This is a genomic window from Kribbella sp. NPDC051587, from assembly GCF_044453945.1.
Lineage (GTDB): Bacteria > Actinomycetota > Actinomycetes > Propionibacteriales > Kribbellaceae > Kribbella.
In genome coordinates this window covers 347,238-369,329 of the sequence record NZ_JBITDE010000003.1, presented here as the reverse complement: position 1 = coordinate 369,329, position 22,092 = coordinate 347,238, and the positions used below count along the sequence as shown (strand labels likewise).

The window sequence follows — 22,092 nt, the reverse complement described above, 5'->3', positions numbered from 1 at the left end:
CCGCGTCACCAGGACCCGGGCGCGGGGGTCTGACACCGGAAGGTAGACCGGGGCGAACACTGGTTTCCTGCTTTGCGCAAAGACTTGCGCAAAGCACTCTGGGCAACGACCATACGACGAATGGTCACCATGACCGAGGTCGCCCGCGCCGCCGGAGTGTCTGTCAGTACGGTCTCGCATGTCGTCAACGGCACCCGCCTGGTCGCCCCCGCGACGCGTGAGCGGGTCCAGCACGCGATGGACCTGCTCGGCTACCAGCACCAGCCGACCGCGCGCTCGCTCTCCGCGGGCACCAACCGGACGATTGGCTTGGCCATCACCGTCGCCACCAATCCGTACTGGGTGGAGCTCATCCAGGGCATCGACCGCGAGGCCACCCGAGCCGGCCTGAACCTGATCATCGTCGACACCCGCGACGACGCCCGGCACGAGTCGGTGGCGGTCGCGAACCTGCTTGCCCACCGCATCGAAGGCCTGATCATCGCTCCCGCCGACGGCTGGCGCGAGCTGACCCTGCCGATGCTGCGCGACCATGCGCTGCCCTACGTCCTGGTGGACCGGATCACGCCCGAGCTCCGGGTCGACCAGGTCGGCGTCGAGAACGAGGCGGCCACCACCGCGATCATCGACCACCTGATCTCGCTCGGCCACACCCGGATCGCCATGCTCAGCGGGATTCCCGGGCTGTCGACCAGCGCCGAGCGGGTGCACGGCTACCACCTTGCCCATCAGCGGGCCGGGCTGCCGGTCGATCCGGAGCTGATCCGGTGCGGCTCGTCGACGAGTGACGGCGGCCGGAAGGCGACCTGGGAGCTACTGCAGCTCGACGATCGACCGACCGCGTTGTTCGCCGCGAACAACAGCATGACGATCGGCGCGCTCGCGGCCCTGAACACCGCGGGCGTCGACGTCCCCAAAGACATGGCCCTCACGGCCTTCGACGACTTCACCTGGGCCGATCTGTTCAGCCCGGGTCTGACCACGGTGGCGCAACCGTCCGCGGCCATCGGTGCCCGGGCTGTCCAGTTACTGCTGCGCCGGATGAACGATCCCGACGCACCTCCGCAGACCATCCGGTTGCCTGCGGAGATCATGCATCGTCAGTCCTGCGGTTGCGTCAGCCGGTGACGCCGGCGTGGCCGGTCTCCAGATGCCCACTCAGTCTGCGCCGGTACGTCGTGTCCTCGACGACCGTGACCTCGACGTCGTACCAGCCGTGATCGGTCGGCCAGTCGACCTCGCGAGTCTGCTTGCCGCGCAGGGCGACCGTGGCCGTCTTGCTGCCGTAGCCACGTGCCTTCAGCTTCAGCGTGAGCGGCTTGCGTGAGGTGTTGACGAGCGCCAGCTCCAGGCCGCTCCCCCGCTGGCAGATCCGTACGTCGAGTCCGGCCGCGATGCCGTCGGTGGATCCGGCCAGCTCGACCCAGAACCGGTTCGGGCCCTGTACGGCGATCTCGTACGGACCGGAGACCGCGATCGCCTCGGCGTGATCCCGCCGTACGTCGAGATGGGCCGGCGCGGGCAGCTCACCGCCGTACGGGTAGATCGCGAAGTGGACCGGCGCGTCGCCTTCGTTGCTGAGGGCCACCTTCAGTTTGCCGTCAGCAACGAAGCCGGAAACCGCCGGCCGGTAAGGCAACGGGCGAGCAGGCCGGCGACCGGCCTCCTGCTGCGGCACCGCCTGGTCGACCGGCGGCGTCGGCTTCCAGCGCGCGATCGGCGCGGGAATCGGACCGGGCGCATCGACCTTCGGTTGCCGGTAGGAGCGGTCGAAGTCGAACGCCGACGTAAGGTCACCGAGTGCGGTGCGTCGCCAGCTGCTGATGTTCGGCTCCTGGACGCCGGTCCAGCGCTCGAGGAATCGGATCACCGAGGTGTGGTCGAAGGCCTGCGAGTTCACGTGGCCGCCGACCGTCCACGGTGAGACCACCGTCATCGGGACCCGCGGGCCGGGTCCGATCGGCTGACCGGCGTACCAGTCGTCGCTGTTGCCCGACGCGGGGCGCGGCGCGACCGGCGGCGGGACGTGGTCGAAGTAGCCGTCGTTCTCGTCGAAGTTGATGAACAGCGCGGTCTTCGACCAGGTCTCCGGGTCCGAGGCGATCGCGTCGAGCAGTTCGTAGACGAGGTTCGCGCTGGCCACCGGCGTCGACGAGCCCGGGTGCTCGGAGTCGACAGCGGACGGCACCAGCCAGCTGACCCGCGGCAGCTTGCCGGCCTTGATGTCCGCCTTCACCCGCGGGATCAGCGACTCCGGCTCCGAGCGGTACATCGCCTTGTGGAACAGGTCCTGATCGGCCTTCGGCTGCTTGGCCACGGCCGCCGCCAACTGCTGCAACGCCTCGGCCTGCTGCTCGGGAGTCTTCTCGAAGAGCTTGTCGTAGAACTCCTCGGTGGTGCGGTAGCCACCCGGCACCGACGCGAGGATCCGCGTCCCGATGTCCTTGAAGGTCCGGAAGTACTCGACCGCGTTGTCGGTGAAGTTGTCCCACTCCTGATAGATCTGCCAGGAGACGCCGGCCTTCTCCAGCCGCTCCGGGTACGCCGTCCAGTCGTAACCCTTGTGGTTGTAGTCGTACGCCGCGTTGGTCACCGCGCGCTGCGTCGTACCGGGTTCGTAGCCGACGGTGCCGGACCACAGGTAGGTGCGGTTCGGGTTCGTGGAGCCGTTGACCGAGCAGTGGTAGGCGTCGCAGATCGTGAAGGTCTCGGCCAGCTCGTACTGCAGCGGGATGTCGCGACGGTCGTAGTGCGTCATCGTCGCGGCCGTCTTGGCCTGCACCCAGTTGTCGTTCCAGCCGTTGCTCCAGGCCTGGGTCGCGTCAGTGAAGCCGTGCGCGAGGGCACCGAGGTACTGGATGTCGTCGGGGTTGCGGCCGGCCGCCGCGGCGGCTGCCCGGATCGAGAACGGCAGCACCTCACCACCGCCGGTCTTCGGCTGGTGGAAGACGCTCTGGCCGTTGCGCAGCCGCAATGGCTGGCGGTCGCCGTACCCGCGGACTCCGCGCAGCGTCCCGTAGTAGTGGTCGAACGAGCGGTTCTCCTGCATCAGCACGATCACGTGCTCGATGGCCCGCAATCCGCCCCGTCTGGCTGGTTGCGCCATGGCGGTGTGCAGCGACGGCGGGAGCAGCGACAACGCTGCCCCGCCGGCCGCCGAACCGAGAACAAGGCGCCGGGAGATCTCAGTCATGGTCCGGACCTTATGAGCGCCTTGTGACCGCCGCAAGGCCCCCGGGTGAACTCCTTGGACTGCTCAGAACTGTTCAGCCGCGCCGCTTCAGGGCAGCGTCACGCAGTACAGTGAGCACCGCCTCGGTCGTCTCCCAGCCCATGCAGGCGTCGGTGATCGACTGACCGTAGGTGAGCTCGCGGGTCGGGTCGAGATCCTGGCGGCCTTCCTGCAGGAACGACTCGAGCATCACGCCGACGATCGCCTTGTTCCCGGCCGCGATCTGCTCGCCGATCTCATCCGCGACGACCGGCTGGCGCCGGTGGTCCTTGCGGCTGTTCCCGTGGCTCGCGTCCACGACCACGCGCTCCGGGAGGCCCGCCGTACGGAGAAGGTCGGTCGCGGCAGCCACCGACTCGGCGTCGTAGTTCGGGCCGGAGTCGGAGCCGCGCAGGACCAGGTGGCAGTCGGGGTTGCCGCGGGTGTGCAGGATCGCGGGTGCGCCGTCATGGTCGATACCGGTGAAGACGTGCGGTACGGCGGCGGCCTTGATCGCGTCGACGGCGGTCGCGATCGAACCGTCGGGGCGGTTCTTCATCCCGATCGGCATCGACAGACCGCTCGAGAGCTGCCGGTGCACCTGCGACTCGACCGTCCGCGCGCCGATCGCGCCCCAGCCGACGGTGTCGGCGATGTACTGCGGCGTGATCGGGTCGAGGAACTCACACCCGACCGGCAGTCCCAGCTCGGTCACCTGCAACAGGAGCTTGCGCGCCAGCCGCAGCCCACGGGTCACATCACCCGAACCGTCCAGACCCGGGTCGTTGATCAGACCCTTCCAGCCCAGTGTCGAGCGCGGCTTCTCGAAGTACACCCGCATCACCACCAGCAGCCCGTCGGACAACCGCTCCGCGACCGGCCGCAGCCGCTCGGCGTACTCGAGCGCCGCATCAGCGTCGTGCACCGAACAAGGACCAACGACAACCAGCAACCGGTCGTCGACGCCGTTCAGTACGTCGACCACCGCCTGCCGGCCGTCGACAACCGTCTTGGCGAGCGCATCGCTCAGCGGCAGCTCGTCGTGCAACGCGAGCGGCGTGATCAGCGGGACGGTCTTCTCGATCCGGCGGTCGACAACTGCCGTCTGATCGGATCGTCGCGGGAGGGTGTTCATGATGGTGGGACCTTTCCGCCGGAGCACCGCGGAAGGTCGCAGTCAGCCGGCTGGGAACAAGAAAAGGCAAGGACGGAGTGTCCTTGCCTTGGGGCCGGCTGCAGTGCGGAGGCGAGCGTCAGCGATCAACTGAGCTGCCCGGCACCAAAGCCGGCCACTCAAAAAATCGCCAATAGCAACGCTTCACGACAACGACGATAGCACCCCACGCATAACCAACCTCACCTCGGGCTCGTTGAGGGCTGCAACAACGGGTCGACATCTGAGGGGTGCTGGACGGTGAGGCCGCGGGTCTTCGAGCTGGTGCGGTACCGGGATCCGAGTGGGGTTTCCGGGACCGGTGTGGTGGCCGAGGGCTGCGAGTTCAGCGACGGGTCAGTGGCTTTGCGGTGGCGGGGTGCGAACCCGGCGACCGCGGTCTGGCCAGGGCTCGAGGCTGTGCTCGCCGTGCACGGCCACCAGGGCGCCACCGAGGTGCGCTGGCTCGACACCGAACCCCCGACGACAAGCCCCCAACCGCCCGGAGGCATCGATCAACTCTTCGACGAGCTTCATCAGATCCGACCCCCGTCCGCTCCTCAGGGGTGGGCCGGGGCCCGACATCTTCGCTAGGCCCGTGCCGGTCACGCAGATCTACCTGGTGCGGAACGGCGAGCCCGACTACGCCAGAGTCGACGGTCAGGGGCTGCGCGGAGCCGCGGCCGACTCGGCCCCGCTGACACCGGACGGGGTGCGGCAGGCCGAGGATCTGGCCGACATCCTGGGCGGAATCGGCGCGAACTACCTGGTCAGTTCGCCGTTCACGCGGGCGTTGCAGTTCGCGGCGATCGTCGGGCACCGGCTGGCGCTGGGTGTGCGGGTCGATCACGACCTGCGGGACTGGCTGCCGGATCAATCCGGGTCGTGGCGCGGCCATGCCGACGTACAGGCCGCCAAGGCCGAGTTCGAGACGTACGGCGGCGAGTGGCCCGATGGCATCCAGAGGTCGTGGGAGCCGCTGTCGAAGGTGCGGGAGCGAGCGGAGACGGCGCTCGCCCGGCATGCGGCCGGCACGGACGGGCCGGTGCTCGCGATCACGCACGCGACGGTGATCCGCGCGCTGACCGGCGAGACCGGGACTGCACACGGAGCACATGAGTACTACCGCTACGCTCCGGCGGTGTGACTGAAACTGGTCAGCCAAGACTCCCCAAGGTCCTGGGCGTCGTGGCCCTCGGCGGAATCATCGGCTCGCTGGCCCGCTACGGCCTGGCTACGGCGATTCCGCACGCCGCGGGTGGATTCCCCTGGGCGACGTTCGTCACGAACGTGGTGGGCTGTCTGGCGATCGGGATCCTGTTCGCCCGGCTCACCCCGCCGTCACATCCACTGCTCCGGCCGTTCCTCGGGACCGGCATCCTGGGCGGCTTCACCACCTTCTCGACGTACGCGGTCGACACGGAGAAGTTGTTGCACGCGCAGATGCACGCGCATCTGGTGATTGCCTTTGCCTACTACTTCGGCACGGTCGCCGCAGCGTTGCTGGCGGCAACGCTCGGCGAGTATTTGGGTCGGCGCCGATGAACCTCTTGCTCGTCGCCCTCGGGGCCGCGATCGGCGCACCACTGCGGTTCATTGTGGACAAAGTCCTTGTGGCACGGCTGTTGCGGACCAGTGGCGAACAGGTCCCGTTGCCGTGGGGAACCTTCACGGTCAACGTCGTCGGCAGCTTCGTGCTCGGCCTGATGACCGGCGTGGCCGACCAGAACTGGACCCTGCTGATCGGCGTCGGGTTCTGTGGCGCGTTCACGACCTACAGCACCTTCGCGGCCGAGACGACCGCGCTCTCGAGTTCGGGGCATCGGGCAAGAGCTTTGCTCACCGTGCTGCTCAACCTCGGAATCGGCTTACTGGCAGCAGTTTTTGGTGCATCGCTCACTAAGTGATCCATGTCACAGTCGGTAAGTCCGTGATCACGCTCTCCGCGTGAAACAGCGCGATCACAGGCTGCAACGCCACGCGCCGATAACGAATACGCCGAAGTTCGAGACAACAAGGGTTGAACTCGGCATGAGTTGAGCATAGTTTTCACCGAGCGCCCGTCCGCGCTCACGGTGAGTCATAGGAGGTTGCCATGTCGAGAGGGATGCCTCGCCTACCCCGCCCGCTCATGGATCTGTGGGACTGGCAGTCGCAGGCCGCGTGCCGCGACGTCAACCCGGAGCTGTTCTTCTCGCCCGAATCGGAGCGTGGCGTCCGGAAACGCGCCCGCGAGATGGTGGCGAAGTCGCTCTGTGGGACCTGCCCGGTCCAGCCAGAGTGCCGTCAGCACGCCCTTGCGGTCGGAGAACCGTACGGCGTCTGGGGCGGCACCACGGAATCCGAGCGTGACAACGCCCCCCTGGAGCACCGTAAGTCGGCCTGAGAAACCGCGCCCCCGTACTGCACGTACCGGGGCGCGGTCTCACGATTTACCGTCGTCGGTCTCGGCCGACGGCGCGTCACCGGTCGGAGTCTCGTCGACCGGCTTCTCCGGATCCTTGGGACGTGGTGTGTCCTCCGGCGGTCTGATCGTCGTCCGCGGGTCCCGGTAGCGATCCAGTGACTTGAGAAAGTCCGGATCGTCATCGGGGGCCAGCGAGCGCGGCGCCGGACGCGCCGGCCGGACCGGGCGTTCGCGTCCCGCGCGCGAGCTGCGCTGCGCGAGCAGCCAGACGATCGGCCCGACGAACGGGACGAACACGATGATGACGATCCACACCAGCTTGGGCAGATGCGGAACCTCGTCGTCGGGCGTCTGGATGCAGGAGAACAGCGCATACACGCTGAGCACCAGGCTGATCAGGAACGGCAGGAATCGGACCACGTCCCCACAGTACGGCCGATGACCGAACCGGGCCCGCGACGCGGGCCCGAGTAGCTAAGCCGTAACCGTCAGCGGGTCGCGCCGGTCAGCCCGCGCGCCTTCAGGACAGCGTTCTCCAGCGGGCGGAAGACCGCCAACTCGATCCCGACGCCGACCACGAAGATCAGCAGGATGCCGGCGAACACCATCGAGATGTCCGACAGCGACATGCCGTCGTGCAGGAACTGGCCGAGGCCCTTGCCGAGATCCGGCGAGGTCGCGATCAGCTCCGCGGCCATCAGCGACCGCCACGAGAACGCCCAGCCCTGCTTGAGTCCGCCGAGGAATCCAGGCAGTGCGGCCGGCAGCAGGATGTACCTGATCCCGCCCAGCCGCCCGGCGCCGAGGGCCTTGCCGACCCGCGGCAGGATCGGCGGCACCTGGTCCAGACCGGAGACCAGCCCGTTCGCGATCGACGGCACCGCACCGAGCAGCACGACCCAGTAGATGGCGCCGTCGGTCAGCCCGAACCACAGCACCGCGGCCGGCACCCACGCCACCGACGGCAGGCTCTGCAGACCCGAGACCAGCGGCCCGATCCCCCGCCGGATGAAACGGACGTTCGCGATCGCCAACCCGAGCGGTACGGCGATCAGCAACGAGATCGCGAAGCCGATCACCGCCCGGTGCACCGACACCCAGAACAGATCGACGATCTCGCCCGTGGTGACCAGCTGCCAGATCTGCGTCCACACAGCGGCCGGAGCAGGCAGCTTGTACTCAGGCCAGAACGCGGCTGCCCACAGCACCTGCCAGATGACAACCAGCAACACGATCGCACCGATCGGCGGCAACGCTCGTGCCGCGATCCGGCGGGCCAGCGACCCCTCGCTCGCGACTACCGGGGTATCGAGAGCATCCAGTCCAGCCTCGACCGAGCCCTCGCGCACATCAAGCTGCGGCATGGCTGCTGATCACCTTGCGCAGTTCGGCGTTGATCTCGTCGATCGCATCGGCCTCGTCGGTCCCGGCCAGCTCGCGAACATCCCACTCCCGCACGACCCGGCCGGGCCGCGACGACAGCAGTACGACGCGCTGGCCGAGCCGCACCGCCTCCCGGACATCGTGGGTCACGAACAGGATCGCCGTACCGGTGGCCTGCCAGATCCGCAGCAGCTCACCCTGCAGGACGTCGCGAGTGATCGCATCCAGCGCGGAGAAGGGCTCGTCCATCAGCAGCAGCGACGGCTTGCCCGCGCCGGAGCCAGTGTTGTCCGTGGTCGACGCGAGCGCCCGCGCGAGCGCGACCCGCTGCCGCATCCCACCGGACAGCTCGTGCGGACGCTTGTCGCCGAGCCCTGCGAGCCGAACCAGCTCCAGCAGCTCGGCAGCCTTCGCCCGGCGCTGCGCCTTCGGTACGCCGGCCATCCGCAACGGCAGCTCGACGTTCCCGGCCGCCGTCAGCCACGGCATCAGCGCGGCCTCCTGGAACACCACCGCCGGCCGGGACGAGCTCAGCTCGATCCGGCCGCTGGTCGGCTCATCCAGACCCGCGACCAGGTTCAGCAGCGTGCTCTTGCCGCACCCGGACGCGCCGAGGAGGCAGACGAACTCACCCGCACGCACGTCCAGGTTCACCCCGTCCAGCGCCACGACTGCAGTGCGCCCAGTCCCAAAAGCCTTCCCCACTTGGTGAAAACGCACCGGACGCACCACGTTCTCGCTCACCGTGCGGGCTACCTCGACTGTCGCGGTCATGGTCTGCCTCCTCGTCTAGTTGGCTAGAACTACTTGGTGTCGAGACCGGCGGCGTCGACCGTCGGCTTCCCTGCTGTGGTCAGTACGTCGTTCAGCGGGCCGAGGTCGGCGAAACCGGCGACCTTCGGGGCCTCCTTGGCGATCGCGGCGGTGACCTGGTCCTTCGCCAGCTGCGGGAAGGTCGCGGCGAGCGGGTCGGCGGTGATCTCGATGTTGCTGAAGGCGCGGTCGATCACGGCCGGCTTGAGGTCCTTGCCGGTGGCTTCCTTCAGCTGCTTGTTCACCGCGGTCTTCGCGGCGGCCTGGTCCTTGTTCGCGAAGTCGATCGACGCGACCAGTCCGCTGAGCAGGGCCTTCACCGTCTCCGGGTGCTCCTGCAGGAACTGCGTGCGCACGATCAGCACGGTGGTCGGGAACTTGCCGTCCGGCCACAGGGTCTTCTCGTCGAGCAGGACCTTCGCGCCGGCGTCGAGGACGAGCCGCGACGACCAGGGCTCGGGCAACCAGGCGGCGTCGACCTTGCCCTCCTTGAACGCGTCCAGCGTCTGCGCGTTCTCCAGGTTGGTGACCTTGACCTTGCCGGTCAGGCCCTTGTCGGCCAGCCACTTCTTCAGCGATACGTCCTGGGTGTTGCCGAGCTGCGGGGTCACCACGGTCTTGCCGACGAGGTCCTCCGGCTTGGTGATGGTCGGCTTCACCACGAGCTGCGCGCCGCCGGACGTCGTACCGGCGATCAGGCGGACGGCTTCACCGTTGGACTTGGCGTAGGCGTTGATGGCCGGGCCGGAGCCGATGAAGCTCGCGTCCAGCGAGCCGCCGAGCAGTGCGCCGACCGCCTCGGGGCCGGCGTTGAACTTGGTCGGCACCAGCTTGGTGCTGCCGAGGTCCTTGGTGAACAGGCCCTGGTCGAGGCCGATCAGCGCGGCGGCGTGGGTGACGTTCGGGAAGTAGCCGAGCCGGAGCTCGGTGGCCGGACCCTTGCCCGCCGCAGGGGCCGGGGAGTCGTTCCCCTCGGCCCGGCTGCAGCCGGCGGCCGCGACTGCCAGGGACAGGGCGACGACGAGCACACGAGAAATACGCACAGGAGACCTTCAGTGGATGCGGGTGACCGCGAGGGCCACGGGCGAGCGTGGATCAGCGAGAGTTCACAACGGGCTGAGTGCGACGCTGAAGGTCAACAGGTTGCGGAGGCGACTCGGAGCAGGTCGACATGCCGACGGCGCGTGAGCGCGTCGGCGGGCCGGTTGGCGGTGACCTGCATGAGTCCATGAAAGCGGACAAAGTCCATCAACAGCCTCGTATTTCGCGATCTGAGACGACAAATCACGAAGTGAGACAGATTAGCCCGGGAACGGCGGAGTCTTCGCTCCGTAGATCCAGGCCTTGACGTACGACTTCAGCTCCTGACCGGAGACCTCGTTGACGACGTCGATGTAGTCCTGGGTGGATGCGGCCTTGTTCCGGTACCGCTCGAAGAAGGTCTTCTCGATCGTTTGAAAGGTCTGCACCCCGAGCTTCTGCCGCAGCGCGTAGAGCGTGACCGCGCCACCCGGGTTGGTCCCGAACAGGATGCCGTTCAGATCCGTCACGCGCCCAGGCGGCCCGTACTTCGGTCGCTCCCCGGACTCGAACTGCCACGCGTCGCGCATGAAGTCGACGAGCTTCCGCTGCCCCTTCGAGTCCTGGTACAGGCCGGTGTAGTACGCCGCGTGCCCCTCACTCAGCCACATGTCGTCCCAGCTCTTCACCGACACCGCGTTTCCGAAGTACTGGTGCACCAGCTCGTGGATCATCGTGCCGTCACCGTCGCTCGGCGGTGCCGTGAGGTAGTCCGCGTTGAACATCGACAACGTCGCGCTCTCCAGCGCATAGCCGGTGACACCGCCGACGCCGAGGACGCCGTACGTCTCGAACGGGTACGGCGCTCCGATCGCCTGCTCCACCCATTTCAGCTGTCCCGGGACGAGTGCCATCCGCGGGCCGGCCTGCTTGGCCTTCGAACTGTCGATGAAGCTGCGCAGTGGCAGTCCGTGCGGCCCCGTCCCCTTGAACTCGGTCAGGTGCCCGACCGCGAGTTGCGCGACATGGGTCGGAATGGGATCCCGGGTGCCGAAGACATACGTCGTACGGGCGCCCTTGGTGCGTTCCGAGCGCAGCGTTCCGTTGGCGACGGCTTGGTAGCCCTTCGGCACGCTCACCCGGAAACTGACCCGGGCCTTGTCGCTCGGAAGGTCGTTCATCGGGAAGAACAGATGCGACCGGTTGGGTTGGCCCATCAGTTCGAAGCCACCGTTCCAGTCCGTCCAGTGATCGAAGTTGTCCTGCTCCGGGAAGGACGGCGACCTCGGTTCGAGCGAGCGGTCCGCGACGAACGTGATCCGCACCTGGAACGGCAGCCCGGGCAGCAACGGGATCCGCGGGCGGACGGTCAGTTTCTCCTTCGCGTTGTCCAGTTGCTGGTCGGCGGCGAGTCCGTTAACGGTCACCGACTTCACTTGCCGCGCCACCGCGTCAAGGGTGAAGCTGGACAGCGTCTGCTCCGCGCGGGCCGTGATGTCCACCGAGGCGGGCATCTGCGTCTTGCCGGGGTAGTAGTCGTAGGCGACCGCGTACGACTGCACGTCGTACCCGGTGTTCCCCAGTCCGGGGAGCAGTCGTTCCGTCGCGTGTGCCGTGGTCGAGGACGTGAACAGCATCACCCCGCACAGGGCAGTGAGACCAAGCTTCTTCATCTGCGCTCCTTTCACACTTGCTGATGGGTCATCCAGCAGGTAATCAGGGAGGGCATATCGTCCCCGTAGACTTTTTGCTGAGGAGCCGCCACCGATGCTGGTCCGGTCTTTGAAGGTCGAGTACGCCGTTCGCCCGCTCGGGACCGATAGCGACCGACCCCGGTTCAGCTGGATCGTCGAGGCTCCCGGGTACGGCGCGGTCCAGACGGCGTACCAGGTGCGGGTCGGTTCCTGGAACTCCGGCAAGGTGAGCTCCTCCCGATGCTTCGGCATCGAGTACGACGGTCCTGCGCTCGAGCCGCGGACGCGGTATTCGTGGAGTGTTCGCGTGTGGGACGGCGAGGACCACGAAACCGAGTGGGCTGCGGAGGAATGGTTCGAGACCGGGCTGCTCGGTGAGGGCTTCAGCGACGCGCAGTGGATCGGCGGGGACGTTGACAGCGCTCCCCTGCTGCGACGTTCCTTCAGCGTGGACGGCGTTGTCCGGAGCGCGCGGTTGTATGCGAGCGGCCTCGGGTACGCCGATCTGCGGGTGAACGGTCAGGCGGTGACGGACGCCGTACTGGATCCGGGGTTCACCGACTACGGCCGCACCGTTCTCTACGTGACCCACGATGTGACCTCGTTGCTGCAGACCGGCGAGAACGCGGTGGGTGCTGAGCTCGGCCGCGGGTTCTTCGGGATGAACACACCCAATGTGTGGCGCTGGCACACCGCGCCGTGGACGGCTGAGCCGCGGTTGATCGCGCGCCTCGTCATCGAGTACGACGACGGCCGCGTCGCCGAGGTGGTCACCGACCCGTCGTGGCGGATCACGGGCGGTCCGACTCTCTCGGACTCGCTCTATACGGGTGAGACGTACGACGCGCGCCGCGCACTCCCCGGCTGGGACACGGCCGGTTTCGACGATTCGTCGTGGACTGCGGCGACGGTGGTTGAGGCGCCGGCCGGTCGGCTGCGGGCGCAGGAGCACGAGCCGATCCGGGTGATCGACGCGGTGAACGCGGTCGCGCTGGACGAGGTCCGACCCGGCGTCTGGATCGCGGACTTCGGCCGGACGACGGCCGGCTGGGTGCGGCTCGGCGTCACCGCGCCGGCCGGGACCACCATCAGCCTGACGTACGGCGAAACGGTTGCCGACAGCAACGTGGTCGCGGTCAACGGACATGTCGAGGGTGACCGGATCCAGCGCGACGAATACCTTGCGGCCGGCAACGGTTTCGAGGAGTGGGAACCACGCTTCTCCTACAAGGGTTTCCGCTACGTCCAGATCGAGAGCCCGTCGAAGCCCGATGTTCAGCTGCGGGTCGTCCACTCCGACGTCCGTTCGGTCACTACCTTCGAGTCGACCGAACCGGCGTACGAACAACTCGAGCAGGCGATGCGTCGTACCGTGCTGAGCAATCTGCACGGCATCCCCACCGACACACCGTTCTACGAGAAGAACGGCTGGACTGGTGACGCCCAGGTCGGTGCGCCGACGATGCTGGCGACGCTGGATCTGGCGCGGTTCTTCACCAAGTGGCTGGGCGATATCCGCGACAGCCAGGCCGAATCCGGGCAGCTGCCGGTGATCGTCCCGACCAACGGCTGGGGTTTCACCGAACTCTCCCCCGCGACCGAGTGGCCGACCGTCTACCCGGTCCTGCTGCACGAACTGCATCGCGCGTACGGCGATGAGCGGTTGCTGCGTGATCACTGGGACTCCCTGACCCGCTACCTCGCGTGGGAACTCGACCGCGTTTCCGATGGACTGTCCGTCAGTGTGCTCGGCGACTGGCTCCCACCCGGGTACGGCGACGGCCCGGCCCCGGAGGATCGCCGGCTGACCGGTACGGCGTACCTGTACCGCGCGCTGCTCGTGACCGCGGAGATCGGCGATCTCATCGGCGAGTCCCACGAGTACCGGAAGGCAGCGGCTGAACTGGCCGATGGGTTGAACCAGGCCTTCCTGGACCGGGAGGCGGGGGGCTACCGGAGTGCTGATGATCCCGACTACCGGCAGACATCGAACGTCGTACCGCTTGCCTTCGGCATCGTTCCTGAGGAGTTGACCAAGCGCGTCGCGGCCAACCTCGCGGCGGATGTCGAGGCGCGCGGGTTCCACCTCAACACGGGGTGTCTCGGGGTCGGCCTGCTGCTGCCCGTGCTGACGTCGTACGGATATGGCGACGCGGCAACCAAAGTCGCGCTGCAGCGGAGTTATCCCAGCTGGGGCTACTGGTTCGACCTCGGCGCGGACACGATGTGGGAGATGTGGGAGGCGAACTCGCGATCCCGCAACCACTACTTCCAGGGCACGGTCGTGCAGTGGCTCCTGGAGAACGTCGCCGGTCTGCGGAACGTGGGCTCGGGCTGGGAACGGATCGTGGTGCGACCTGATGCCCGCGGTGAAACCACCTCGGCGAGCATCCGGACCGAGACGATCCGTGGGCGGGTGACGGTGGCGTGGCGCCGGATGAGCCGGGTGTTCACCTTGGACGTGCACGTGCCGGTCGGGATGACGGCGTCGGTGCACGTCCCGTCGGAATCCGCCGGCGACGTTTCCGCCGTACCGCAGTCTTCTGCGGGCGAGCCGGCCTACGAGGACGGGTTCACGATCTACACGGTGGGTGCCGGGATCTGGAGCTTCACGAGCCGGACCGCTTGACGTAGATCAGGTCGCGCACCTCGCGCCCTTCCGCCTGTGCCCGCGACTCGAACTTGGTGACCGGTCGCCATTCGGGTCGCGGGGCCCAACCGTCGTACTGGTTCCGCAGGGTCGGCTCGGCATCGCAAACGGCCAGCATCTGGTCGGCGTAATGCGCCCAGTCCGTTGCCAGGTGCAACGTGCCGCCCGGGCGCAACCGCGAGGCGACGAGCGCGATGAACCCCGGCGCGACCAACCGCCGCTTGTGGTGCTTCTTCTTCGGCCACGGGTCCGGGAAGTAGATCCGGACGCCGTCCAGCCCCTCGGGGACGACGTGATCGGTCAGGAACGCGATCGCGTCGCCCTGCAACAGCCGGAGGTTCTCCAGGTCGTACTTCTCGGCCAGCATCATCAGCTGGCCGAGACCGGCCGTGTACACCTCGGCCGCGATGTGGTTCACCTCCGGCGCCGCGACCGCGAGCTGCGCGGTCCCCTCGCCCATCCCCGAGCCGATCTCCAGCACGGTCGGCGCCTCGCGACCGAACCACGCCGCCAGATCCGTCGGCCCGGCGGCCAGATCCTCCAGCTTCGACCCCAGCTCGGACCAGTGCGCATCCCAGGCACGGCGCTGCCCGGCCGTCATCCGCACCCCACGCTGCGTGGTGCTCAGCACACCCCGCCGCTGCTTCCGAGCTGTCGTCTCCACCAGCCCCAGTTTACGAGAGCTGGATGGCCAGGGTGCGGCCGGTCTCCAGGAACGTCTTGAGGTTGGCCAGGATCGGGCCCCAGCCGTTCCGCCAGCCCTCGACCTCGTCGGCCTCGATCTCGTCGTGCACGACCTGCAGTTTCACCACGGCCGGACCGGCCGGTTCGATCGTGAACGTGACCCGGCCGACCGGGCGATCCGCGTGCTCCTGGAGATACTCGTTCCTGAAGGTGTAGGCGAGTGTCTTCGGCTCGTCGTACACGAGCACCTCGCCGGAGTCGGTCAGGCTGTCGTCCGCGCTGTCGTAGAACGCGACGCGCGCTCCAACCGACCAGTCGGACTCGATCCGCCGGCCGAACCAGTACAGCTTGGTGAACTCACCCTCGGTGAGCGCCGCCCACAGCTTCTGCGGCGTGGTCTCGATGTAGGTGACGTGAATCATCGCAGCCTTGCCCATCACTTCTCCTTGTTGTCATCGGCACGGTTCTCCAGCGCGGCCTTGAGCGCACTCAGCGCGGTCAACTTGTCGCGCTCGTAGTTGCTCAGCCAGCGCTCGGCGATCTCGTTGATCGGCACCGGGTTCAGGTAGTGGAGCTTGTTCCGGCCCTGCTTCACGGTCACCACCAGATTCGCGTCCTCGAGAATCCGCAGATGCTTCGTCACACCCTGCCGACTCAACTCGGGAAGCAACTCGCACAACTCCAGCAGCGTCTGCCCGTTCCGCTCCCGCAACCCGTCCAGCAACGCCCGGCGCCCCCCGTCCGCCAACGCCCTGAACACCAACTCCACGCCCCCACCATAGGCAACCAAAAGGTTGCCCGTCAACACCACCCCCACCCACCACCTCAAGCACCCCTCAACCACCTCAGCGCCCCCACCACAGCTGACCCGCACACAAAGTCCCACCACCCCACCACTTCCGCCCCGCCCGGCCCCGCCCGGCCCCGGCCCGGCGAACCCTCCAGCCGAGGGGATATCCCTCCACCTGGAGGGTTGCCCCTCAAGATTTCCTTGGGGCAACCCTCCAGCTCGACGGGCATCCCCTCAGCCGAGGGGTTGCCCGGTCGAACAGGGGGTTGCCCACTCACTTGGAGGGTGGCCCAGCCAGATTTCCTTCGGGCAACCGTCCAACTCGACGGGCATCCCCCGAGCTGGAGGGTTGGCCGCGGAGCTGGAGGGTTGCACGCGCGGGTGGAGGGTTGCACGCGCGGGTGGAGGGTTGCTTGCTCGGGTGGAGGGTTGGCCGCTCAGCTCGAGGGTTGGCTGCTCGGGTGGAGGGTTGGCCGCTCAGCTCGAGGGTTGGCTGCTCGGGTGGAGGGTTGCCTGCTCGGGTGGAGGGTTGGCTGCTCTGGGTGCTGGGCGGGGTGGGTGGGTGGTGGGGTTAGTCGTCCCAGAAGAGGTGGGCGACGGTGTTGTGGGCTCGGCGGGTGATGCGGAGGTAGTCGTCGGAGAAGCGGCTGGACTCGCCGGGTGGGTAGCCGCAGATCTGGGCTACGGCGGCGAGGTCGCGGGGGTCGGTGGGGAGGGAGTCGCCGGGGCGGGCGCGGACGAGCATGATCGCGTTGCGGATGCGGGAGGCGAACTCCCAGGCGATCTCGAGGGTCTCGGCCTGGGTGGGGTCGACGAGGTTGGCTTCGACGCCGGCGCGGAGGGCGGCGAGGGTGCGGGTGGTGCGCAGGCCGGGGATGCGGTGGGCCTCGCGGAGCTGGAGGAGCTGGACGGTCCACTCGATGTCGGCCAGGCCGCCGCGGCCGAGTTTGGTGTGGGTACTGCGGTTCGCTCCGCGCGGGAGGCGTTCGGCGTCGACGCGGGCTTTGATCCGGCGGATCTCCATCACGTCGCGCTCGTTGATGCCGTCGGCCGGGTAGCGCAGCGGGTCGATCAGCGCGCGGAACGCCGTACAGAGTTCGTCGTCGCCGCAGAGGGGGTCGGCGCGCAGCAGGGCTTGGGCTTCCCAGACTGCCGACCAGCGGGCGTAGTAGGACGCGTACGACGCCAGCGTGCGGACAAGTGGTCCCTGGCGACCCTCGGGCCGCAGGTCCGCGTCGATAGCGACCGCAGGGTCGGCACCCGGCAAAGCAAGCAGGCGACGGAGTTCGGTGGCGGCCTGGGTGGCGAAGTCGGTCGCGGCCTTCTCCGAGGCGCCGGGCAGCGGGTCGTGGACGAACATCACGTCGGCGTCGCTGCCGTACCCGAGCTCGTGCCCGCCGAAGCGCCCCATCGCGACAATCGCCATCCGCGTCGGCTCCGGCTGTCCCTTGGCGACGGCCTTCCGAGCGACCTCGAGCGCAGTGGTCAGCGTGCCGATCGAGATCCCGGTCAGTGCGTTGCCGACCGCCTCCACATCAAGCAGACCGGACAGATCCGCGGCGGCAACCCGGAACAGCTCGCGCCGCCGGACCGCGCGAATCGCGGCCACCCCACCCTCGGGTTGGTCCTGACGACCAGCGGCCGCCGACATCTCGGTCAGCAACCCTTCCGGCGTACGCGGGACGAGCTCGCGCTCATCGGCCAACATCGCGGTCGCTTCCGGAGCACGCTGCAACAGATCAACGGCGTACCGGCCACTGGCGAGCAGGTGCGCGAGGCGCTCAGCCGACGCGCCCTCATCACGCAACTGGCGCAGGTACCACGGGGTCGAGCCGAGGCTGTCCGAGATGGTCCGGAACGCGAGCAGGCCGGCATCCGGATCCGGCGACTCCGCGAACCAGCCGAGCATCGCCGGCAACAACGCCTTCTGGATCGACGACCGCCGCGACACCCCTTCGGACAGCGCCTCGATATGCCGCAGCGCCGACGCCGGATCGGCGTACCCGAGTGCAGTCAGCCGCTGCCGAGCCGCCTCCGGAGTCAGCCGGACCTCGCCACCAGGGATTCGCGCGACCGCCGCGAGCAGCGGCCGATAGAACAGCTTCTCGTGCAACCGCCGTACTTCGAGCGCGTGCTTCTTCCACGCCGTCGTCAGGTCGGCGACCGGATTCTTCGTGAAGCCGAGCGACCGACCCAACCGCCGCAGGTCAGCCTCGTCCTCAGGGACCTGATGGGTACGGCGCAACCGGTACAGCTGGATGCGGTGCTCCATCGAGCGCAGGAAGCGATAAGCATCAGCCAGTACGGCGCCATCGGTGCGACCGACATACCCGCTCGTGGTGAGTGACTCCAGCGCGATCAGCGTCGTACCGCTGCGTACCGCCTCATCACTCCGCCCGTGCACAAGCTGCAGCAGCTGTACGGCGAACTCGACATCACGCAGTCCCCCGGGCCCGAGCTTCAGCTGCCGATCGACATCGGCCGCCGGGATGTGGTCGATCACCCGGCGGCGCATCGCCTGCACGTCACCAACGAAGCCTTCACGATCAGCCGCGGACCAGACCAGCTTGCCGATTCGCTCGACGTATTCGTTGCCGAGGTCAACATCTCCGGCGACCGGCCGCGCCTTGAGCAGCGCCTGGAACTCCCACGTCTTCGCCCAGCGCTGGTAATAGGCCAGGTGGCTCTCGAGTGTACGCACGAGCGGCCCGGACTTACCCTCCGGCCGCAGCGCCGCATCGACCGGCCAGAGGGTGCCCTCGCCGGTGTGATCGGAGCAGATGCGCATCGCGGCCCCGGCCAGTTGAGACGCGGTCTTCAGCGCGGGCAACTCGGGTTCGCCGTCGAGTGGTTCGGCGACAAAGAGTACGTCGACATCACTGACATAGTTGAGTTCCCGGCCACCACACTTGCCCATGGCAATGATCGCGAGCCGGCAGTCGGCCGCATCGGGGTGAGCAGCGAAGTAGTTGTTCCGCGCAATCCGCAACGCAGTCTCCAGCGCTCCCCCGGCAAGATCAGCCAGTACGGCGGCAGTCTCGTCGACGAGCAGTCCCTCGGCCAGATCGCGGGCAGCCAGCCGGAGCAGCAACCGGCGGTACTCGACGCGCAGCGCATCGACGGGCTTCTCCGCATCCACCGCCGAGGCGAGCTTCGCCGCGACGTCCTCGATCGACGGCCGGGAGCCGGTCAGCTTCGGATCGGCCAGGTCGTACCAGTGCCGCGGATGGACGCTGAGGTGCCGGCCGAAGGCCTCGCTCGCGCCGAGCACGAAGATCAGCCGGCGGCGGAAGTCACTGTCCATCTCGAGTGTGCGAGCGAACGCGCCCACGTCGTACTGGTGCCGGTCGAGTGCCTCGACCATGCCGAGCAGACTGAGCAGCGCGAGATCGGGATCGGCCGACTCCGACAGCGTCGTGATCAGCGGCTCGGTCGCGATCGGGCCGTGCGGATGGAGGGCATCGAGCTGCTGCAGCAACTGCGCCGCGCGCTGCGGATCGCCGAACCCCAGCCGAACCAGTCGTCCTTCTCCGGACCCGCGCGCCTCAGCCACGACGCCACGTTACCCAGTCCACAGCGTGCCGCTACACGTCGGTCGGCCGCGTCTGCTGACAGAATCTCGGCAGAGTCGCGAGCAGGTTGCGGCGAGGTCTGAAGGGGATTGCAATAAACACTCGGAGTTGCCTGGCGTATTCAGGCTGTAGTCGGCATGATGAGTCTTCATGGTCATGATGACGGGGTCGCTCGCTGTTCGGGGCACGGTGGTCTGGTTGACGCCCCAGCAGGGTGGGCGAGTGTCCGGGCCTCCCGAGCCGGACTACGACTACGACTACACCGGTACGGCGTACCTGCCGCCGCGGACCGCGGAGGACGGCCAGGCCGGGGTCTGCCTGCGCCGTTTCGCGCCGGGCGCCTGGCGGACGCCGATCGAGGGAATTCTCGTTCCTGGACAAGGGAATCGGGCTCAGCAGGTGATCCCCGGCTGTCTGGTGGTGATCACCGAAGGGGTCCGGCCGGTCGCATTCCTCACGGTGGAGGAGGTGCACGCGCTGGCGGACGACGGTACGCCGGTGTTCCCGCCCCCACCGGTGATCGAGCCGGCCGAGCCGGTCCCCGTGATCGCGGCTCCGATCGAGGCGCCGTACCGGCACTCGACGGCGACGGCGCGCTTCACCTCGACGCACGCGTCCGACGACTCGACCGAACCTCTCACGGCCGAGCCCGCCCCGGACGAACTGCTCAAGGCAGCCAACTCCCTGTAACCACACTCTGTTGCACAGCTGCTACTCAGTGTTATTTTCGGAGGCATGGGCCACTGGAAACGCATTGTTGCCATCCTGCTGGTAGCCGCTGTGGTTCTCGTGCTCGAGAGCTGGACCGTGCACGCGACGCCGACCCTGTTCAAGAACTGCACCTACACCCGGACCTCCGACGCGGGCACCGTGCGGCCGCCGTACTCGCTGGCGCCGTTGCTCGGCTCGGTGAAGGTGACGCTGAAGACCGACCGCGGCACGCTCGAACTGCGGCTCGACCGGCGGGATGCGCCCTGTGCGGTGCACAGCTTCACGCACCTCGCGCTGCAGCGGTACTACAACGGGACCCCGTGCCCGCGCCGTACTCGGGCGATCCTCGAGTGCGGCGCGGGGCGGCCCGGGTACCAGTTCGCCCCCGAGCTGAGCGGCAAGGAGGACTACCGCCGCGGCGTGGTTGCCCTCAGCAACGAAGGCGGCGGGAACGGCAGCACGTTCTTCCTGGTACACGGCGTGCACGGCGCACCGGCCGGCTCCACCATCATCGGTGTCGTCAGCAACAACCTGACCCTGCTCGACCGGATCGCGGCCGAGCCTCGGGCCAAGGTGCTCGAAGTGCTGGTCGGCTAGAACCCTTAGAGAACCGGCAGGAGCTTGTTGAGCTCGAACGGCGTGACCTGGCGGCGGTAGTCCTGCCACTCGGCGCGCTTGTTCCGCAGGAAGAAGTCGAAGACGTGCTCGCCGAGGGTCTCGGCGACCAGCTCGCTGTCCTCCATCGCGCTGATGGCCTCGGCGAGGCTGCCCGGCAGCGGCTTGATGCCCAGCGCCTTGCGCTCACGCGGCGTCAGCGACCAGACGTCTTCCTCGACCTCCCGCGGCAGCTCGTAGCCCTCCTCGATGCCCTTCAGCCCGGCCGCGAGCATCAGCGCGAAGGCGAGGTACGGGTTCGCCGCCGAGTCCAGCGAGCGGAACTCGACCCGCGACGACTGACCCTTGTGCGGCTTGTACATCGGCACGCGGACCAGCGCGGAGCGGTTGTTGTGACCCCAGGAGACGAACGACGGCGCTTCGTCACCGACGGCGAGCCGCTTGTAGGAGTTCACCCACTGATTCGTCACCGCGGTGATCTCGGCCGCGTGGTGCAGCAGGCCGGCGATGAACGCGCGGCCGGTCTTGGAGAGCTGGTACTGCGCACCACCCTCGAAGAACGCGTTCCGGTCCCCCTCGAACAGGGACATGTGGGTGTGCATCCCGGAGCCGGGCTGGTCGCTCAGCGGCTTCGGCATGAACGAGGCGTAGATGCCCTGCGACAGCGCGACCTCCTTCACCACGACGCGGAACGTCATGATGTTGTCCGCGGTCGACAGCGCGTCGGCGTACCGCAGGTCGATCTCCTGCTGACCCGGGCCGCCCTCGTGGTGGCTGAACTCGACCGAGATGCCCATCGACTCCAGCATCGTGATCGCCTCGCGGCGGAAGTCGTTGCCGATCCCCTGCGGGGTGTGGTCGAAGTACCCCGACGAGTCGACCGGCTCCGGCGTCGTACCGGGTGAGCCGACCAGGGACTTGAACAGGTAGAACTCGATCTCGGGGTGCGTGTAGAAGGTGAAGCCGAGGTCGGCGGCCTTCGACAGCGAGCGCTTCAGCACGTTCCGCGGGTCGGCGAACGACGCGGAGCCGTCCGGCATGTTGATGTCGCAGAACATCCGCGCGGTGCCCATGGTCTCGCCGCGCCACGGCAGGATCTGGAACGTCGACGGGTCCGGCTTGGCCAGCATGTCCGCCTCGGTCACCCGGGCGAAGCCCTCGATCGCGGACCCGTCGAACCCGATCCCCTCGGAGAACGCGCCCTCCAGCTCGGCCGGCGCCACCGCCACCGACTTCAGGAACCCGAGCACATCGGTGAACCAGAGCCGCACGAAGCGTACGTCGCGCTCCTCGAGTGCGCGCAGTACGAACTCCTGCTGCTTGTCCATTACGGTCCACCTCGCTCGTCAGGTTGTGCGGCCTCACACAGTGTGCCCCGCCTCTGTTAAG

21 protein-coding genes are annotated in these 22,092 nt (G+C 67.9%); 8 read left to right on the top strand and 13 right to left on the bottom strand.

The features are described from left to right. The first annotated feature begins 120 nt into the window (after positions 1-120). Complete coding sequence (locus ACIA49_RS13910; protein WP_396377503.1) at positions 121-1,128, top strand: LacI family DNA-binding transcriptional regulator; 1,008 nt, start codon at positions 121-123, stop codon at positions 1,126-1,128. Here the strand turns inward: ACIA49_RS13910 and ACIA49_RS13905 are convergent. Both ACIA49_RS13905 and ACIA49_RS13900 read right to left on the bottom strand, forming a co-directional pair. Further along, the gene (locus ACIA49_RS13905; protein WP_396377502.1) at positions 1,118-3,193 is read right to left on the bottom strand and encodes a phosphocholine-specific phospholipase C; all 2,076 of its coding nucleotides are present in this window, start codon (positions 3,191-3,193) and stop codon (positions 1,118-1,120) included. The two genes, ACIA49_RS13910 and ACIA49_RS13905, sit on opposite strands and share 11 nt — an antisense overlap. 73 nt (positions 3,194-3,266) lie before the next feature. After that, positions 3,267-4,346, bottom strand: coding sequence for a 3-deoxy-7-phosphoheptulonate synthase (locus ACIA49_RS13900; RefSeq protein ID WP_396377500.1), 1,080 nt, complete (start codon positions 4,344-4,346; stop codon positions 3,267-3,269). 616 nt (positions 4,347-4,962) lie between these two features. Between ACIA49_RS13900 and ACIA49_RS13895 the strand changes: the two genes are divergently transcribed. The 4 genes from ACIA49_RS13895 to ACIA49_RS13880 all read left to right on the top strand — a co-directional run bounded on the left by ACIA49_RS13895 (position 4,963) and on the right by ACIA49_RS13880 (position 6,750). Beyond that, a complete protein-coding gene (locus tag ACIA49_RS13895) occupies positions 4,963-5,511 on the top strand; it encodes a histidine phosphatase family protein (RefSeq protein ID WP_396377499.1) in 549 nt (182 codons plus the stop codon). Next, positions 5,508-5,909, top strand: coding sequence for a fluoride efflux transporter FluC (locus tag ACIA49_RS13890; protein ID WP_396377498.1), 402 nt, complete (start codon positions 5,508-5,510; stop codon positions 5,907-5,909). The genes ACIA49_RS13895 and ACIA49_RS13890 overlap by 4 nt, the downstream gene beginning before the upstream one ends. Next, complete coding sequence (crcB, locus tag ACIA49_RS13885; protein ID WP_396377497.1) at positions 5,906-6,271, top strand: fluoride efflux transporter CrcB; 366 nt, start codon at positions 5,906-5,908, stop codon at positions 6,269-6,271. The genes ACIA49_RS13890 and crcB overlap by 4 nt, the downstream gene beginning before the upstream one ends. A gap of 224 nt (positions 6,272-6,495) precedes the next feature. Then, on the top strand, positions 6,496-6,750 hold the full coding sequence (locus tag ACIA49_RS13880) for a WhiB family transcriptional regulator (RefSeq protein WP_391548378.1): 255 nt from the start codon (positions 6,496-6,498) through the stop codon (positions 6,748-6,750). Positions 6,751-6,789: 39 nt separating this feature from the next. On the opposite strand, the gene ACIA49_RS13875 is transcribed toward ACIA49_RS13880, so the two are convergent. From ACIA49_RS13875 to ACIA49_RS13850, 6 genes are all read right to left on the bottom strand, one after another. Continuing rightward, a complete protein-coding gene (locus ACIA49_RS13875; protein ID WP_396377496.1) occupies positions 6,790-7,191 on the bottom strand; it encodes a PLD nuclease N-terminal domain-containing protein in 402 nt (133 codons plus the stop codon). A gap of 68 nt (positions 7,192-7,259) precedes the next feature. Continuing rightward, the gene (locus ACIA49_RS13870; RefSeq protein ID WP_396377495.1) at positions 7,260-8,135 is read right to left on the bottom strand and encodes an ABC transporter permease; all 876 of its coding nucleotides are present in this window, start codon (positions 8,133-8,135) and stop codon (positions 7,260-7,262) included. Further along, complete coding sequence (locus ACIA49_RS13865; protein WP_396377494.1) at positions 8,122-8,928, bottom strand: ABC transporter ATP-binding protein; 807 nt, start codon at positions 8,926-8,928, stop codon at positions 8,122-8,124. Before ACIA49_RS13865 ends, ACIA49_RS13870 begins: the two co-directional genes overlap by 14 nt. Before the next feature lie 29 nt (positions 8,929-8,957). Beyond that, positions 8,958-10,010, bottom strand: a complete 1,053-nt coding sequence (locus ACIA49_RS13860; protein WP_396377493.1) for an ABC transporter substrate-binding protein — start codon at positions 10,008-10,010, stop codon at positions 8,958-8,960. A 92-nt stretch (positions 10,011-10,102) separates the two neighbouring features. Beyond that, positions 10,103-10,189 (bottom strand): putative leader peptide, encoded by an 87-nt coding sequence (locus ACIA49_RS13855; protein ID WP_363818422.1) that lies wholly within the window; start codon positions 10,187-10,189, stop codon positions 10,103-10,105. Positions 10,190-10,268: 79 nt separating this feature from the next. Continuing rightward, the gene (locus ACIA49_RS13850) at positions 10,269-11,660 is read right to left on the bottom strand and encodes a M1 family metallopeptidase (RefSeq protein WP_396377492.1); all 1,392 of its coding nucleotides are present in this window, start codon (positions 11,658-11,660) and stop codon (positions 10,269-10,271) included. A 94-nt stretch (positions 11,661-11,754) separates the two neighbouring features. Between ACIA49_RS13850 and ACIA49_RS13845 the strand changes: the two genes are divergently transcribed. Continuing rightward, on the top strand, positions 11,755-14,310 hold the full coding sequence (locus tag ACIA49_RS13845; protein WP_396377490.1) for a family 78 glycoside hydrolase catalytic domain: 2,556 nt from the start codon (positions 11,755-11,757) through the stop codon (positions 14,308-14,310). On the opposite strand, the gene trmB is transcribed toward ACIA49_RS13845, so the two are convergent. The 4 genes from trmB to ACIA49_RS13825 all read right to left on the bottom strand — a co-directional run bounded on the left by trmB (position 14,291) and on the right by ACIA49_RS13825 (position 19,358). Next, a complete protein-coding gene (gene trmB, locus ACIA49_RS13840; RefSeq protein WP_396377489.1) occupies positions 14,291-14,995 on the bottom strand; it encodes a tRNA (guanosine(46)-N7)-methyltransferase TrmB in 705 nt (234 codons plus the stop codon). The two genes, ACIA49_RS13845 and trmB, sit on opposite strands and share 20 nt — an antisense overlap. Before the next feature lie 10 nt (positions 14,996-15,005). Continuing rightward, positions 15,006-15,452: an SRPBCC family protein gene (locus tag ACIA49_RS13835; protein ID WP_396377488.1), complete on the bottom strand. Its 447-nt coding sequence runs from the start codon at positions 15,450-15,452 to the stop codon at positions 15,006-15,008. Next, on the bottom strand, positions 15,452-15,784 hold the full coding sequence (locus tag ACIA49_RS13830; protein ID WP_396377487.1) for an ArsR/SmtB family transcription factor: 333 nt from the start codon (positions 15,782-15,784) through the stop codon (positions 15,452-15,454). Before ACIA49_RS13830 ends, ACIA49_RS13835 begins: the two co-directional genes overlap by 1 nt. A 592-nt stretch (positions 15,785-16,376) precedes the next feature. Further along, positions 16,377-19,358 carry a bifunctional [glutamine synthetase] adenylyltransferase/[glutamine synthetase]-adenylyl-L-tyrosine phosphorylase gene (locus tag ACIA49_RS13825; protein ID WP_396377486.1) on the bottom strand — a complete coding sequence of 994 codons (2,982 nt, stop codon included), beginning with the start codon at positions 19,356-19,358 and terminating at the stop codon, positions 16,377-16,379. Positions 19,359-19,599: 241 nt separating this feature from the next. On the opposite strand from ACIA49_RS13825, the gene ACIA49_RS13820 reads away from it, so the two are divergent. Then, positions 19,600-20,067 (top strand): hypothetical protein, encoded by a 468-nt coding sequence (locus tag ACIA49_RS13820; protein ID WP_396377485.1) that lies wholly within the window; start codon positions 19,600-19,602, stop codon positions 20,065-20,067. 45 nt (positions 20,068-20,112) lie between these two features. Beyond that, the gene (locus tag ACIA49_RS13815; RefSeq protein WP_396377484.1) at positions 20,113-20,685 is read left to right on the top strand and encodes a peptidylprolyl isomerase; all 573 of its coding nucleotides are present in this window, start codon (positions 20,113-20,115) and stop codon (positions 20,683-20,685) included. 5 nt (positions 20,686-20,690) lie between these two features. On the opposite strand, the gene glnA is transcribed toward ACIA49_RS13815, so the two are convergent. Further along, a complete protein-coding gene (gene glnA / locus ACIA49_RS13810; protein ID WP_391548391.1) occupies positions 20,691-22,031 on the bottom strand; it encodes a type I glutamate--ammonia ligase in 1,341 nt (446 codons plus the stop codon). Positions 22,032-22,092 lie beyond the last annotated feature (61 nt).